This window comes from Halotia branconii CENA392 (assembly GCF_029953635.1).
Taxonomy (GTDB): domain Bacteria; phylum Cyanobacteriota; class Cyanobacteriia; order Cyanobacteriales; family Nostocaceae; genus Halotia; species Halotia branconii.
This window is the reverse complement of sequence record NZ_CP124543.1, coordinates 6690994-6706125: the sequence shown is the minus strand read 5'-3', so window position 1 is coordinate 6706125 and position 15132 is coordinate 6690994. Positions and strand designations below refer to the sequence as shown.

Here is a 15132-nt window from a genome sequence, read left to right as displayed (position 1 = left end):
TTGTTATATCGGAGCGAATAGCCAAGCGAGTCAAAATCAACATGAGTAATCCTCATGGCTCACCTAAATATGGCTTCTTGGATAGAAGATACTTTGGCTGGAGTAGAAAAGCTCTTAACCTATTTTAAATGAGTGAAACTGTTTATATCGAAACCAGTATCCTGGGATACCTTACTGCCAGATCGACCAGAAATTTAATCTTGGCAGCAAATATAGAAATCACAAAAGAGTGGTGGGAGTCTCGTCGAAATGCCTTCACACTTTATATTTCAAAAGTTGTTTTGGATGAGGTGTCACGAGGAGACCCTGAGATTGCGGCTAATCGTCTAGAAATCCTCAATCGAGTCCCCTTAGTTGACCTCAATCAGGCTGTACGAAGTCTAGCCGCCCAGTTTCTTTCGCGCAGCAATCTTCCTCCCAAGGCTTCTGACGATGCAGTTCACATTGCAGCCGCTACCGTCCACGGCTTGGATTACCTGTTAACCTGGAATTGTAAGCATATTGCAAACGCTCAGATTCAAAGGAAACTTGAAGAGATTAGCTTTGATTTTGGATACCAGTTACCTGTAATTTGCACTCCCTACGAATTATTAGGAGATTGAGCGATGTGGCCAGACGAGATTCTAAATGAAATCCATAAGATTCGTGAAGAACATGCCAAGTCTTTTAAATATGACTTGGATGCCATGTTTGCAGACTGGCAAAAAAGGCAGTCAGAAGGTGGACGAGAAGTTGTCAGTTTGCCACCAAAACGCGGTCTAATAACACGTTGGAGCCAACAGAGCAGGGATCTTAGTGGAGATGCAGAGGATGCTAGCCGCCACTCAAAATAATTCTCACATGAAGGGTAGTTATACGGAAAAATTATGTATAATACCGGGATAGGGATGTAAAAAAATTCTCCGTATATTCAGACAGGAATTCGTTATAATGCTTGATATACTATAGTTGAGAAAAAGATTATACGGGAGCTTTGCGTATAATAAATAGTTATGTCTCATGAGTACCACTCCAATCGTACTAGACCATCTGAACGGCATCACTCTTGATCCGAGTAATCCGCCATTCAACAACTATCAGGCGTTTGCCGCCAACTACGAGGGTTTGAAGATACTCGCAGGTACCGTGCGCGAGTTCGAGATTCAATACGTGGCAAAAGACCCTCACGCCGCGCACGTCGTGCTGCACATGAGTAGCCAAGTGCCCGCACTTGTCCCGTGTGCGTTTAATTGGTTTTCGGTCACATTGGTTAACTATCTACGACTGATTGGATTAGTCCAACTCATGAACGCAAACAGCTGGAAATCGTCTGCCTTGGCCGACCCATCAAACCGCTCTGTTATCAAAGCGCACTGCACAAATTTCGTGAAAACGGCAGTACCGGAAGTCCATCTATGGCGCAATAAGGTTGCGGCTCATTTCGCAGCAACTGACCCCTTCCATGACGACAATCTCGGAACGCTGGAGCAGTCAATCATGAATCCGGTCACCTACAAGTTCCCTCACTACCATGTCGGCGTTTTACAGTGGAATACAGCCGGAGAGACATCGCAATTGCCAAGTTGGGCGCTAACAAAGGTATATGAAGACTTAAGCGCACGATTCTGGCCTGAGATCAAGCTAAACCCAGTACCGGGGACTGAGACCTAACATGGCGCTCAACCTCGCTCCCTTCGGTCGCTGGACGCTGCGCGATAAAGCTGCGCTGCGCCGGTTAGCTCTACGTTAGGCTGTTAGTCCTCGACGGGAACTTAACCGCAAGCTTGTCTATTGTTGTTTGGGTTAAATCCTGTTGTAGGACTTCAGTGCGACACTGGTTGATGGCAGAGTGAGAAAAAGGAGGGGGTACATAGTGGAAGCGGATTATCTACAATAGAGCAATAGCTTTAAAATCCTTTGTTTTAGTATGTCAGTCACTAGCGAAGCTCTTAAGCAAGATATTGATCAACTCACCGCCGAGCAACTTCAACAAGTCGCTGACTTCATCGCTTTTCTCAAATTTCGAGATAAACGCCGCCGTATCGTTCTTGATCCTGTTCAATTGGCTTCCCTCGCAACTGAATTTGCAGAAGAAGACCGTTCTCTTGCTGAAGCTGGAATTGGTGATTATGCAGTGATGCTTGCTCAAGAAGATCAGCAATGATCGACCAGCTTAAACGAGGGGAAGTTTGGTTAGCAAACCTTGATCCTACTAAGGGTTCTGAGCAAGCAGGTGTTCGTCCTGTCATCATTTTTCAAAATGATATCGTCTCTCAGTTCTCAACAACAACTATTGCTATCCCCTTAACTGCAAGCCAGCGGCGCGCTTCATTACCAATTTGTATGTTGATCCAGCAGGGAGATGGTGGATTATCACAGAATTCAGTTGCATTGTGTTTTCAAATTCGAGTACTGGATAAAGCTCGGTTAATTCGGAGGTTAGGTCAACTGGGTGCTGAAACAATTGCTCAATTAGAAGAAGTAGTATTAGTGACGCTAGGATACGAGGTATAGATGCAGAAGGGCGAGTCAGTAAGCGGCGCAGCATAATGGGAACGTTGAACTGATATTGAATTGTTTTTGCTGCCTAGCTTAACAACTTAACTTGATGATCTTTACGATCGCCCCACCAAAAATCTTAAAACAAAACCTTCACCGATAAATTGAGAAGAATTATTTAATGAATCATAAATTGAGTGGCTGAAAAACAATGAACGTGAAGATATAATTATTTTGGCTCAACAGAAGAACTTTGCAGATTTGAAATCGAAATATGATGTTTGAGGCTATCAATATAAATCACATACTAAGATTCACAGCGGTATACTTGGGCAAAGCCATATATCAAAAAGCAGAACAATCAAGACTGAATAAAAATTAAAATATCATTAAAAATTCCAGAAAAACTAAGAATGATAGATGTAATTCGAGCATCACTATAGCATTACAATTAAAGCTAATTTATATAGTTACATCACATGGATTTTATCACGCTGTTGGGATTAGCTGCTGCTATACTAACTACGATCGCCTTTTTACCACAGATGTTTAAAACTTGGCAAACTAAATCAGCAAAAGACGTTTCTTTTATGATACTGATTACATTTATGAGTGGTGTTTTTTTATGGTTAATCTATGGAATTTATCTCCAAGCTTTGCCGATTATTCTTGCTAACAGTATGACATTATTTTTTAACTTTATAATTCTATGGCTTAAAATTAAATATAGATAAACCTGCCTAATTTAATTACCTGTGACATCATCTGTTTTTGACTCTGAACGCCTCTTATTTACCCCTAATACCCCCGATAACAACGCTATCCCGCTGATTTTTGCTTTTCCTAATGAATACAGTGTGGGTATCACCAGCCTTGGCTATCAGGTAGTGTGGGCAACTTTGGCAATGCGTGATGATGTGCAGGTGAGTCGCCTGTTTACCGATACTCACGAACAACTTCCCCGAAAGCCAGAAATTATGGGATTTTCTATTTCCTGGGAACTAGATTATGTCAATATTTTAAATCTGCTGGAATCTTTAGAAATTCCCATTCGCGCAAACTTACGTGATGAAAATCATCCTCTAATTTTTGGTGGTGGCCCTGTCCTTACTGCTAACCCAGAACCATTCGCAGATTTTTTTGATGTCATCTTATTAGGAGATGGCGAAAATTTATTGGGAAATTTCATTGAGGCTTATAAAGAAGTTAGAAATGCCTCTAAAGAAACTCAACTTAAAGCATTAGCACAAATACCAGGAATTTATGTTCCCAGTTTGTATGAGGTGGAATATCATGCAAAAGATGGTGCAATCAAATCAATTAATCCAATCTTCTCAGAAATTCCGGCAATAGTCCAAAAACAAACTTATCGAGGTAATACTTTATCGGCATCAACTGTTGTTACAGAAAAAGCGGCATGGGAAAATATTTACATGGTAGAGGTAGTGAGAAGCTGTCCAGAAATGTGCCGTTTTTGTCTAGCAAGTTATCTCACATTACCTTTTAGAACAGCGAGTTTAGAAGGTTCATTAATTCCAGCTATTGAAAGAGGTTTACAAGTTACCAATCGGCTAGGATTATTAGGGGCTTCTGTAACTCAACATCCAGAGTTTGAAGCTTTATTAGATTATATTAGTCAGCCCAAATACGATGATGTGCGGCTTAGCATTGCCTCAGTCAGAACCAATACAGTCACAGTACAATTAGCCAAAACTTTAGCACAACGAGACACGCGATCGCTTACTATTGCTGTAGAAAGTGGTTCCGAAAAAATCCGGCAAATCATCAATAAAAAGCTACATAACGATGAAATTATCCAGGCAGCGGTAAATGCCAAAGCTGGAGGATTAAAAAGTTTGAAACTCTACGGCATGGCAGGAATCCCCGGTGAAGAACCAGAAGATTTAGAGCAAACAGTGGCGATGATGCGTAGCATCAAAAAAGCTGCCCCAGGATTGCGTTTAACATTTGGATGTAGCACCTTTGTACCGAAAGCACATACACCATTTCAATGGTTGGGGGTGAATCGTCAAGCAGAAAAGCGGTTACAGTTTTTGCAAAAACAGTTAAAACCGCAAGGGATAGAATTTCGCCCCGAAAGCTATAATTGGTCAATTATACAGGCTTTATTGTCGAGGGGCGATCGCCGACTCTCTTATCTGCTTGAACTTAGCCGCAACTTTGGCGATTCTTTGGGTAGCTACAAACGTGCCTTCAAGCAACTCAAAGGACAAATCCCCGACTTAGATTTTTATGTTTATGCCAATTGGTCAACAGAGCAAATACTACCCTGGAGTCACTTGCAAGGGCCTCTACCACAGACTACACTACTAAAGCATTTGGCTGAAGCTACTGGTCTGTCAACCCAAAAATGACAGGTGGAGGCAGGCAGGGGAAGCAGGGGAAGCAGGGGGAGAAAAGAACTGGACTTTTTCACATTAGCCCAGCAAAATTAATGGGACAGACCACTAGTACAACACGGCGTAAATAGACCACCCATTTGAAATAGGCGAAAAGCTGACAAAATCATCATTCTTTCTTTTGCCTTCCTGTACTAGTTTGCGATCGCTAGGGAACTATAAGATTATTTAAGCGCCCTTTGAGATCGCGGATGGCAGCGCTAGTGTTGCGTTCATACGCAATTTGTACACAACGATCAATGGCACTTAGCAAATCAAAGTTGGGAAAATAGCAGCTGTTGGTTTGCAGTTGGTAATCATCACCTTGTAACTGGTGAATGAATAACTGTTGATTTTTGAATAACCAAACTTCAGGAACACGATAGGGAAGATAATCCTGCACATGAGAATAACTGGTAACATCAATTTCAATTACTAAATCGGGTGGCGGATCTTGTTGCCAGTCGATGCGTTTTTTCCCAGACACTGCTTGCCAGTTATCAATATAAAAGCAATAATCTGGCTCAATGCCGCTTTCTTGGGGTAAGCTCATGGTGATGGGCGTAAACGCATCATATTCTCGTCCCTCATGATCTAACAGTAGTTTAACAACGTCAGCCAGCAAGTTAGCATCTCGACCGTGTACTGGTAATGGCGACATCAGCCATACTTCTCCATTGCGATATTTTATCCGCGGAATTGACCCATCTCCCCGTTGATCACATAAATACTGATATTCTTGCCAACTAGCGATTAAGCGCACTACAGCACCAGGGGGTAATTGAGTCTTGTCTGGAGAAACGAGTGCAAACATGACTGATGTTTCCTTTTACAGCTGCATACCGTCATGATAACAATGACGAATCATCAAGCAACTCACGCTATTCCTATGCCCACACCGACACTTTGGGTTATACCATTTCACGAAATTACTGATACAAATTACTTTTCTTACTTCCCCTACCTCCTCTGCTTCCCCTGCTCCACGGCAGTTGCTCCTGGGGGAAACCCCCAAGACCGCACTGCCTCCCTTGCTTGCCCAAATGTATCAACTTTAAAGTAAAACGGTATTAGGACGTGGGACTTTTGTTGTTTTAACTAAGGTTTGATCGCCACAATACAAATTCTCCGATAGTCCGCTGTCCAATTACCCTGTTGAAAAAGTATTGGCTTAAGATGCTCCTCTACTGTGTGAATTATTTGTGTTTGTTGTTCAGCAGACAGTCCTACAAAGAAAGCATCGGCAAACATCTTAATCCAGTTCGCCATACCTGCTTCTTCCTTTGCTAAAAGAGTAAGACGAGCATACAAGGCGACATAAGTAACATCAAAACCTTGCTGTTCTAGTAGAGTAGCGTACTCACCAATACTAGGAAAATACCAAGGATTCAATGTTTGTGCAGAAATATTGTTTGCCTGTAAAGCACTTTCTAAAGCTTTAGCGATCGCTTTAATATTTCCTTTACCCCCAAATTCGGCAACAAAACGCCCCCCAGGTTTTAACGCCTGATATATAGAAGCGATCGCCTCGTCTGCTTCTTTAATCCAATGCAGAACAGCGTTAGAAAATACAGCATCCACTGGCTGAGTTACTTGAAAATTCCTCGCATCAGCCACATTGAAAGACAGATAGGGATAGTTTTGTCTTGCTTTTTCAATCATCGAGGGTGCGTGATCAATTCCAGTGACTTTAGCTCCCGCTTGGGCAATTTTTGCTGTCAGTTGTCCAGTTCCACAGCCGAGATCCAAAATGGATTCTCCAGGTTTGGGGTTGAGTAATTTTAGTAAGTCTTGGCCATATTCCCAAACAAAAGCGTGGTTATTCTCATAAAGGTCTGTATCCCAATTATTTGTGAGTGGTAAAAGATTATTCATAAGTTGTAAAAGTACAAAGTATTGGTTTGCTAGTCTTCAACTAATACCAATTTGTAATTTGTAATTCGTATTCAAAAATTTAGGTATGGGTTTGTTAATTGATGACTGCTTAGTAATTACAATAAAAAATATTTTTAGTTATGTCCAATATATATTTTTACCTTGATTAATATTTAAAATATATCAGTTCAAGAAATAAATGGAACTACGACACTTGCGCTACTTTGTTACCCTGGCAGAAGAACTGCACTTCGGACGAGCAGCAGAACGATTGCACATTGCTCAACCTCCGCTAAGTCAACAAATCCGCCAATTAGAGGCAGAGTTAGGCTTTGAACTGTTTCACCGCACAAAACGTAGTGTGCAATTAACAGAAGCAGGACTAGTTTTTTTGGGTGAAGTTCAGCAAATCTTCAAGCAATTACAGCAAGCAATCCAAGTTGGGCAACAAACTAGCCGTGGTGAACTCGGACAGTTAGTGGTCGGCTTTGTTAGTTCTGCGGCGTATAATATTTTGCCAACAGTTTTGCGAACCTTTCGGTCTTGCGTCCCTGGTGTGAGGCTAGAGTTACATGAATTGACTACAGATCAACAATTAGAGTGGTTAAGCACAGGTCGCATAGATGTCGGATTTCTGCGTTTACCTGTGGAGGAAAATACATATAGCTGGGAAACCATTTTTCAAGAGTCGTTAATGGTAGCCCTACCTGAAGGACATTTGCTAGCGAATCAATCTGATATTTGTTTGCAGCAGCTTGCTAAGGAACCCTTCATTTTGTTTCCCAGAATATTAGCACCTGGACTTTATGACTTAATCATTAGTCTCTGCCAACAAGCAGGCTTTAGTCCTGCCGTAACTCAAGAAGCCATCCAGATGCAAACAATTATTAGTTTAGTGGCAGCTGAGATGGGTGTGGCGATCGTACCGGCATCCTTACAAAATATGCAGCGAATTGGCGTAGTTTATAAAAATATCCAACAAGTCAGTCCAAAAGTTGCGCTGGCGATGATTTGGCGTAGTAGTGAGAAATCTCCAACGGTGCAAAGGTTTTTAGAGATAGTCAGACAAGCTTCTCAACAGTGGTAAGCAAATGATGGTGAGCTTTAAAGATAGTAAGTAGGTCGATGTCAATAATTATCGTTGGAATAAGGCAGGGGGCAGGGAGCAGGGAGCAGGGGGAGAAAGAGTTTGAGCCTTATTTACTTTTATTTACATAGTTTGGTTTTATTTCACCGACTTACTTAAATTTGTGATTCTGATAATGAGGTGGTCAATTATAAAATATTTTTATCTAACCTAATTAGGATTTTAAAACTTATATTTATACTTTATTGAACATGGTAATATTACTAGGAATTTACATAATTTTATAGCTCAATCTACTCACAACAATTGTATTAAAATTACAAAATCTCAAGCTCAGACCTTTTGAAAGTGAAAGCTTTAGTGCTTGTTGGTGTGCCAATTTTCTTGAATATATAAGGTAATATTTTATGTTTTATTTTAATAATCGAAACCTAACTTATAAAATAATTGATGAAAAAGTTACTTCATCTTTAAGTAAAAAAACAGATACTTTTACTGACTCGCAAAATTACTCTAGCTTCAGTTTGAGTAGTGCAAATACATCAACATCAACTAATTACAGTATTTCTAACTCAGATAACATACATGCTAGGAAAGAAAATACAGTTACAAGTAAGTTTGTTTCCCAAAGTAATATAAGCAACAATATAACTACCCAAGCAATCCAAGCAGACTTAATAGTAAGCAATACTTCAAATCCCAGTTCTGCCGTTGCTGGGAGTACAATTCAAATCAGCTATGAGATTGAGAACCAAGGCTCTAGTAGTGCTGATTACACCTACACAAAATTTTACCTATCTAAAGATAAAGCTTTTAGTAATGATGATGTTAACTTAGGGTATGACTATATCGACAGTGTTGCTGCGGGCGCTTCTCTCATACATACACTCTCACTCACAATTGATAGTAGTACTGCCGCAGGTAAATATTACCTACTTTACCGAGCTGATGCTTATAGTAGCCTAGCTGAAAGCAATGAAAGCAATAACATTCCTAGTAGAGAAATCACTATTACTCCGATTACTCGTATTAATGTTAATGACGACGGATTCAATTCAACCACAGGTTATGGTTTAATTAATGCCGCAGCAGCAGTAGCTAAAGCTATTGGTCAGCCTACCTTTGCTGATGTTTCTAACTTAGGTGGTAAAAATTGGGGGGCTGACGCGATTAAAGCCCCGGAAGTCTGGGCTAAAGGATACACAGGTCAGGGTGTTGTAGTTGCTGTAGTAGATAGCGGTGTTGATCGCAAACATCCAGACTTGAAAGATAATATTTGGAAGAATAGCAAAGAAATTGCTGGTAATGGTAAGGATGATGATGGTAATGGGTACATTGATGATGTCTACGGCTGGAATTTCGTCCACAACAATAATAAGACCCTGGATTTAGTCAATGGTCATGGTACTCACATTGCCGGTACGATCGCAGCAGCAAAAAACAACTTTGGTGTTATTGGTATTGCTTATAATGCCAAAATTATGCCAGTAAGGATTTTTGATGATTACGGTCAGAGTACTTTTAATGCCTTATCAAATGGCATTCGTTATGCTGTAGACAATGGAGCTAATGTTATTAATCTTAGCTTAAGTAGTCCTGATGGTTACAGCGAACTACAAGCAGCCATTCAGTATGCTGCCAGCAAAGGGGTAATTACTGTCTCAGCAGCAAGTAATGATGAAGAGTTAGCACCACGTTATCCGGCTCGATATGCTGACCAGTGGGGAGTTGCAGTTGGAGCAGTTGCTTATAATGGTACTCTATCTGACTTCTCTAACCGCGCTGGAACAACTCCACTAACATACGTAACAGCACCAGGAGTCGATATTTACTCAACATACCCTGGTAATAGTTTTGAGTATCTTAGTGGCACTTCTATGGCAGCTCCTCACGTTGCAGGTGTAATTGCGCTGATGCTCAGTGCTAAGAAAGGTTTAACTAATGACCAAGTACGTCAGATAATCATGGAAACTTCAGGAAATAGTGGGAAACCATCCAGTTCGACTTCTAATTTGAATCTTAGTTCCAATAGTAGTAGCAAGACGAAATTATCCAGCTTGATTTCTAGTAACTTAACTGAGAGCAAAGTTGCGATCGCTAATTTGAGTTCAAATTCTAACCTACACAATGAAATCACAATTTCTGAAAACTATGACAAATTCGTAGATAAATTTTTCTGGCAGCAATTCGTGAAATTATATCAAAGTACTGATATCAAGAAAAAAAGTTTTGCTGTCGATGCAGATGATATTAATGTGAAATTGTCAGTCAATAAACACAAACAATTACTTGAATATTATCATGATTGGTTGCGTAATCTAGGCTGGGAAATAACTTAAAGAACGTTTTGTCTTTTTGTGTATTAGTGCCTTAGTGGTTGAAATTTTGTTTACATGGAATACCAATTTTAACAAAAAAGTAAAAATATTTTTTTGATAACATCAAACTTTTACTTACTTTTTTTGTAAAGAAAGTAGCATTTTACTATTTAATTTCATAGTAATTATTGGCAAGGAAGGTAATTCACCCTTTAGAACCTAGACAAAAAGGTTTTAACAGTTGATACTGCCAAAAAATAATTACTCTGTTTGAGGATAAAAGACCTATGCCCATTAATGATACTAGTAGCAAATTACTTGCTCATAACGGGCTAAATTCTATTTCTACTTCCTCAGGAGATACTTTTCGTATCCAAGATGACCATAACTTGAGCCTCAACACTCGTAGTAGCTTTTACCAACAGAATGATGCTACTGCTACTGCTACAAGCGCTGGAAACTATAACTCTACTACAGGTTATGGTTTAGTAAATGCAGGGGCGGCGGTGGCTAAATCTGCTGGTAAAAATCCCTTTGCGGATGTTCCTAACGTAGGTGGTAATAATTGGGGAGCAGACTTAATTAACGCCCCAGAAGCTTGGGCAAATGGATATACAGGTCAAGGTGTTGTTGTTGCGGTTATAGATACTGGGGTTGACTACAACCATGAGGATTTAAAAAATAATATTTGGACTAATACTAAAGAAATTGCTGGCAATGGTATCGATGATGACGGCAATGGCTATGTTGATGATATTTACGGTTGGAATTTCGACAGTAATAACAACAACATTTCAGATGACAACGGTCATGGCACTCATGTTTCTGGGACGATCGCTGGGGAAAATAATGGCTATGGTGTAACTGGTATTGCTTATAATGCCAAAATTATGCCAATTAAAGCTTTAAATGAATCTGGTTCAGGTTCTTATAGCGCGATTGCTAACGGCATTTATTATGCTGTTGACAATGGCGCTAATGTAATTAACCTCAGTTTGGGTGGAAGTTATTATAGTAATGCTCTTAAGTCAGCAGTAGAGTACGCTAGCAGCAAAGGAGTAACTGTGGTGATGGCAGCAGGTAATGACGGCGACTCATCACCAGACTATCCTGCTCGCTATGCCAATAAATCGGGAATTGCCGTTGGTGCAGTAGATCAAAATAACAAAATTGCTGATTTCTCTAACCGAGCTGGGGAAAATCAACTTGCTTATGTTACAGCTCCAGGTGTGAAAATTTATTCTTCATTACCGGGTAATCAGTATGGTGCGTATAGCGGTACATCGATGGCAGCCCCTCATGTTGCTGGTGTAGTTGCCTTGATGCTGAGTGCTAACCGCAGTTTAACTGATGCCCAAATACGTCAGATTATTACAGAAACGGCAGGAAATGATCCACAGGCGGCAACTTCTAGCTTGAACGCCAATTCTATAGTCAATCAAGCGATCGCACAGATGCCAAGTAATAATTTATCATCTAGCACTTATAGTTTTAATACTAATTCTCTAAGCGATCGCAATACTGAAAATTCTAGTTTTCATGCCATTTCTACACTAGATAACAAAGGTGTACTTATAAATTCAGATATTCAGTCGCAATTTCGATATTACGATAGCACTTTAAGCATTAAAGACAACAATAGTATAAATGAAGACGACAATCAGGATAATCAAAATAACAATAATGCTGACTTTGGCAAAATGCTGAATCAACTCCAAAGACGGCTAGATGAGTATCGAAGATTTTTTAATAGTTTATGATTGAAATTTGATTGCGATCAAAGACTGATAAGCTAAAACAGTAGGAAAAATCTCATCTACGGCTGTAGTATTTACAACAAAATTTGACAATGCCTCTTGCCCCTTGGCGAAGCGCGATCGCCCGTGCCCTCCATCACAACCGCAGCCTAGCTTATGCTCGTTACTTACAACTAGCAACAGTACGGGCAAATGGTCGCCCTGCAAATCGTACTGTAGTCTTTCGCGGCTTTTTGGAAAATACCAATCAACTAAAATTTGTTACTGATGCCCGTAGCGAAAAAACTGACCAAATAAAGCAACAACCTTGGGCAGAGATTTGCTGGTATTTTCCCAATACACGAGAGCAATTCCGCATCACTGGTTGCTTAATTTTGGTAGGAAGTGACAGCTCTCGGCCTATCTTACAGCAAGCTATGATCAACAGTTGGCAAGAACTAAGTGATGCAAGTCGTTTACAATTTGCTTGGCCTCATCCTGGAGAATCAAGAGTTAATCAACCAACAGCCTTTGAGCCACCGCCACCAGATCCTAGCCAACCATTGTCAACTTTTTGTTTACTACTACTCGATCCTGTGCAGGTAGATCATTTAGAGTTACGTGGAGAGCCTCAAAACCGCCGAGTTTACTGTCTTGATGAAAACCAACAGTGGTCTAATCAAGAAATTAATCCGTGATTTGGTCAATATTTCAAAAAGAAAGTAGACAGAGATTTTTTGACTTGATGAGCGCAGTTATACCGTTTCACTTTCAAGTTGATACATTTGGGCAAGCAGAGGAGGTAGGGGAAGTAAGAAAAGTAATTTGTATCAGTAATTTCGGGAAATGGTATTAGAACAATTTTGACTAGTATTGTAGGGAGGTACTGAAACAGTTACTTTTCCATACTGATGACCGAAGTATTCTAACCATTACCAGAAAGTTGACCAACTAGCATCACTACTTGAGTCGGTTGTGCTTTCGGGTTAGTGATTTGTTTGCTAATGTGTTCTTTTGACTAGTAATTCTACTTTGATCTTTAAGTTCTTGATTATGACTTGGAACAAGCTCTTGCAACCTAACTTGATTTTGTCAGGTTCAATATTGAATCTGACACCAGAAATTATCCAACAATATAATCTCAAGGGGCTAGTCTTAGATGTAGATGAAACTTTAGTACCGATGAGAGTAGGAGTAGCATCACCAGAGCTACAACAGTGGGTAAAGCAAATTCGTACTCATGCTATGCTGTATTTAGTTAGCAATAACCTTAGTGAAGTACGAATTGGTGGAATTGCTCGCTCTCTTAATTTGCCCTATTATCTAGGTGCAGCCAAGCCTTCACGACGCAAAATAAGAGCTGCATTAAATTCTATGAATTTACCAGTGCAGCAAGTAGGGATGGTAGGCGATCGCCTATTTACCGATATCTTAGTAGGTAATCGTCTAGGCATGTTTACCATTTTGGTTGAACCTATCGTTCATGCCGATGCTGTCTTGCGATCTCACCCAATCAGGAACTTTGAAGTTTGGTTTTCTGAAATCTTAGGAGCCTCTATTAATCCCAAAAAAAATTAAATTTTCAACATTGAAAAATCCTCAGGAAATTAAATCTAAAGAAATGGTTAAGAAATATTTAGGAAACTGAAAAATCTGGGATTATAAGTATTAATAACATGGGGTCAGCTAAATAAAGACCCTAGCCCATAATAAACAACTATAAACCCGTAAAGCGTCAGCCTTCAAATATAAAAGGACTGGCGCTTTACAATTTGGTTAAAAGTTTAAAGTTATAGCGCTTCTTGGTTGTGTGCGATACACTTCATTAAGAAAAAGAGGTTATGAACTAGGGGCTGGAGTGGTGTATTTTCTTCATAAGAAAACCGCTATAATCATCAATTTTTTTTATTGTTGGCCATTAACCAATGACCAAAACGATTGTCGTCAAAATCGGCACTTCTAGCTTAACCAAACCAGAAACTGGACAACTGGCACTTTCCACTATTGCTACTTTAGCAGAAACACTTTCTTGTTTAAGGGGGCAAGGTCATCGGGTAATTTTGGTATCTTCTGGCGCTGTTGGCGTGGGTTGTGCGCGTTTGGGTTTAACGGAACGTCCTAAAGCGATCGCTCTTAAACAAGCAGTAGCAGCAGTTGGGCAAGGACGGTTAATGCGTGTATATGACGATTTGTTTACCACTTTACAACAGCCAATTGCTCAGGTGTTACTAACTCGTAGCGATTTAGTACAACGTAGTCGCTATCTCAACGCTTACAACACCTTTCGAGAACTGCTAGGACTGGGAGTGATCCCCGTAGTGAATGAAAATGATACCGTAGCAGTGGACGAACTGAAATTTGGCGATAATGATACCCTCTCAGCCTTAGTTGCTAGTTTAGTAGAGGCAGATTGGCTATTTTTACTCACCGATGTCGATAGACTTTACTCAGCCGATCCCCGTTCTGTACCAGATGCCCAGCCGATCGCTTTAGTTAGTAGTATGAAAGAATTGGCACAATTACAGATCCAAACAGGTACTCAAGGTTCTCAATGGGGTACTGGTGGGATGGTAACAAAAATTTCTGCTGCCAGAATTGCCATTGCTGCGGGAGTACGTACTGTAATTACCCAAGGGCGATTTCCTCACAATATAGAAAAAATTTTACAAGGAGAATTACTGGGTACTCATTTTCAACCGCAACCGGAGCCAACTTCTGCACGTAAACGTTGGATAGCTTACGGTCTAGTACCTACTGGTAAATTATACTTAGATTCAGGAGCGATCGCCGCAATTTCCCAAGCGGGAAAATCATTGTTGGCAGCTGGAATTAAATCAGTTGAAGGAATCTTTGACACTCAAGACGCTGTACAGTTGTGCGACACCAATGGCAACGAAATTGCCAGAGGACTTGTGAACTACACTAGCGATGAACTGCAAAAGATTCGCGGCTGCCAGTCTAGAGAAATTTCTACAATTTTGGGCTATGCAGGTGCAGACACCGTAATTCACCGAGATAACTTGGTTTTAACTTAAATTATTTGCCAAGCGATCAATTATGATTTGTACATGAAATTTGAGTGGGATTAGAGGCTGAATTAACAACAGCAGCTAGGTTCCTCCTGTGATATCGTGTCCGGCTTATTAGTTATGAATCCTGCATCTGTGCAAAAACCTGAAAACTCTTTCTCCCCCTGCTCCCTGCCCCCTGCGGTCTTAATGATAAGTCTTTACCTGAAC

15 protein-coding genes and 1 pseudogene are annotated in these 15132 nt (G+C 40.3%); 13 read left to right on the top strand and 3 right to left on the bottom strand.

The features are described from left to right. Positions 1 to 128: 128 nt before the first annotated feature. From QI031_RS29435 to QI031_RS29405, 7 genes are all read left to right on the top strand, one after another. Positions 129 to 602 carry a type II toxin-antitoxin system VapC family toxin gene (locus QI031_RS29435; RefSeq protein WP_281483080.1) on the top strand — a complete coding sequence of 158 codons (474 nt, stop codon included), beginning with the start codon at positions 129 to 131 and terminating at the stop codon, positions 600 to 602. A 3-nt stretch (positions 603 to 605) separates the two neighbouring features. Continuing rightward, positions 606 to 833: a hypothetical protein gene (locus tag QI031_RS29430; protein ID WP_281483079.1), complete on the top strand. Its 228-nt coding sequence runs from the start codon at positions 606 to 608 to the stop codon at positions 831 to 833. 166 nt (positions 834 to 999) lie between these two features. Then, complete coding sequence (locus QI031_RS29425) at positions 1000 to 1650, top strand: hypothetical protein (RefSeq protein WP_281483078.1); 651 nt, start codon at positions 1000 to 1002, stop codon at positions 1648 to 1650. 256 nt (positions 1651 to 1906) lie between these two features. Next, on the top strand, positions 1907 to 2143 hold the full coding sequence (locus QI031_RS29420) for a hypothetical protein (RefSeq protein WP_281483077.1): 237 nt from the start codon (positions 1907 to 1909) through the stop codon (positions 2141 to 2143). Beyond that, positions 2140 to 2493: a type II toxin-antitoxin system PemK/MazF family toxin gene (locus QI031_RS29415; RefSeq protein ID WP_281483076.1), complete on the top strand. Its 354-nt coding sequence runs from the start codon at positions 2140 to 2142 to the stop codon at positions 2491 to 2493. Before QI031_RS29420 ends, QI031_RS29415 begins: the two co-directional genes overlap by 4 nt. A gap of 464 nt (positions 2494 to 2957) precedes the next feature. Next, complete coding sequence (locus tag QI031_RS29410) at positions 2958 to 3212, top strand: SemiSWEET transporter (protein WP_281483075.1); 255 nt, start codon at positions 2958 to 2960, stop codon at positions 3210 to 3212. A gap of 21 nt (positions 3213 to 3233) precedes the next feature. Beyond that, positions 3234 to 4853, top strand: coding sequence for a B12-binding domain-containing radical SAM protein (locus tag QI031_RS29405; RefSeq protein WP_281483074.1), 1620 nt, complete (start codon positions 3234 to 3236; stop codon positions 4851 to 4853). A 193-nt stretch (positions 4854 to 5046) separates the two neighbouring features. Here the strand turns inward: QI031_RS29405 and QI031_RS29400 are convergent, their stop codons facing one another. Together QI031_RS29400 and QI031_RS29395 are read right to left on the bottom strand one after the other, a co-directional pair. After that, positions 5047 to 5691, bottom strand: coding sequence for a Uma2 family endonuclease (locus QI031_RS29400; RefSeq protein ID WP_281483073.1), 645 nt, complete (start codon positions 5689 to 5691; stop codon positions 5047 to 5049). Between the two features lie 284 nt (positions 5692 to 5975). Then, a complete protein-coding gene (locus tag QI031_RS29395) occupies positions 5976 to 6752 on the bottom strand; it encodes a methyltransferase domain-containing protein (protein ID WP_281483072.1) in 777 nt (258 codons plus the stop codon). Positions 6753 to 6951: 199 nt separating this feature from the next. On the opposite strand from QI031_RS29395, the gene QI031_RS29390 reads away from it, so the two are divergent. The 4 genes from QI031_RS29390 to QI031_RS29375 all read left to right on the top strand — a co-directional run bounded on the left by QI031_RS29390 (position 6952) and on the right by QI031_RS29375 (position 12591). Next, on the top strand, positions 6952 to 7839 hold the full coding sequence (locus QI031_RS29390; RefSeq protein WP_281483071.1) for a LysR family transcriptional regulator: 888 nt from the start codon (positions 6952 to 6954) through the stop codon (positions 7837 to 7839). A 407-nt stretch (positions 7840 to 8246) separates the two neighbouring features. Beyond that, entirely contained in the window at positions 8247 to 10178 is a 1932-nt protein-coding gene (locus QI031_RS29385; protein WP_281483070.1) for a S8 family serine peptidase, read from the top strand. A 266-nt stretch (positions 10179 to 10444) separates the two neighbouring features. After that, positions 10445 to 11917, top strand: coding sequence for a S8 family peptidase (locus QI031_RS29380; RefSeq protein ID WP_281483069.1), 1473 nt, complete (start codon positions 10445 to 10447; stop codon positions 11915 to 11917). Between the two features lie 89 nt (positions 11918 to 12006). Beyond that, complete coding sequence (locus tag QI031_RS29375; RefSeq protein WP_281483068.1) at positions 12007 to 12591, top strand: Npun_F5749 family FMN-dependent PPOX-type flavoprotein; 585 nt, start codon at positions 12007 to 12009, stop codon at positions 12589 to 12591. Between the two features lie 132 nt (positions 12592 to 12723). On the opposite strand, the pseudogene QI031_RS29370 reads toward QI031_RS29375, so the two are convergent. After that, positions 12724 to 12861: pseudogene (locus QI031_RS29370) on the bottom strand (zinc ribbon domain-containing protein); the annotation flags it as partial. Positions 12862 to 12946: 85 nt separating this feature from the next. Between QI031_RS29370 and QI031_RS29365 the strand changes: the two are divergent. Both QI031_RS29365 and proB read left to right on the top strand, forming a co-directional pair. Continuing rightward, positions 12947 to 13471, top strand: coding sequence for a YqeG family HAD IIIA-type phosphatase (locus tag QI031_RS29365; protein ID WP_281483067.1), 525 nt, complete (start codon positions 12947 to 12949; stop codon positions 13469 to 13471). Positions 13472 to 13818: 347 nt separating this feature from the next. After that, on the top strand, positions 13819 to 14928 hold the full coding sequence (proB, locus tag QI031_RS29360; RefSeq protein WP_281483066.1) for a glutamate 5-kinase: 1110 nt from the start codon (positions 13819 to 13821) through the stop codon (positions 14926 to 14928). Positions 14929 to 15132: the final 204 nt, after the last annotated feature.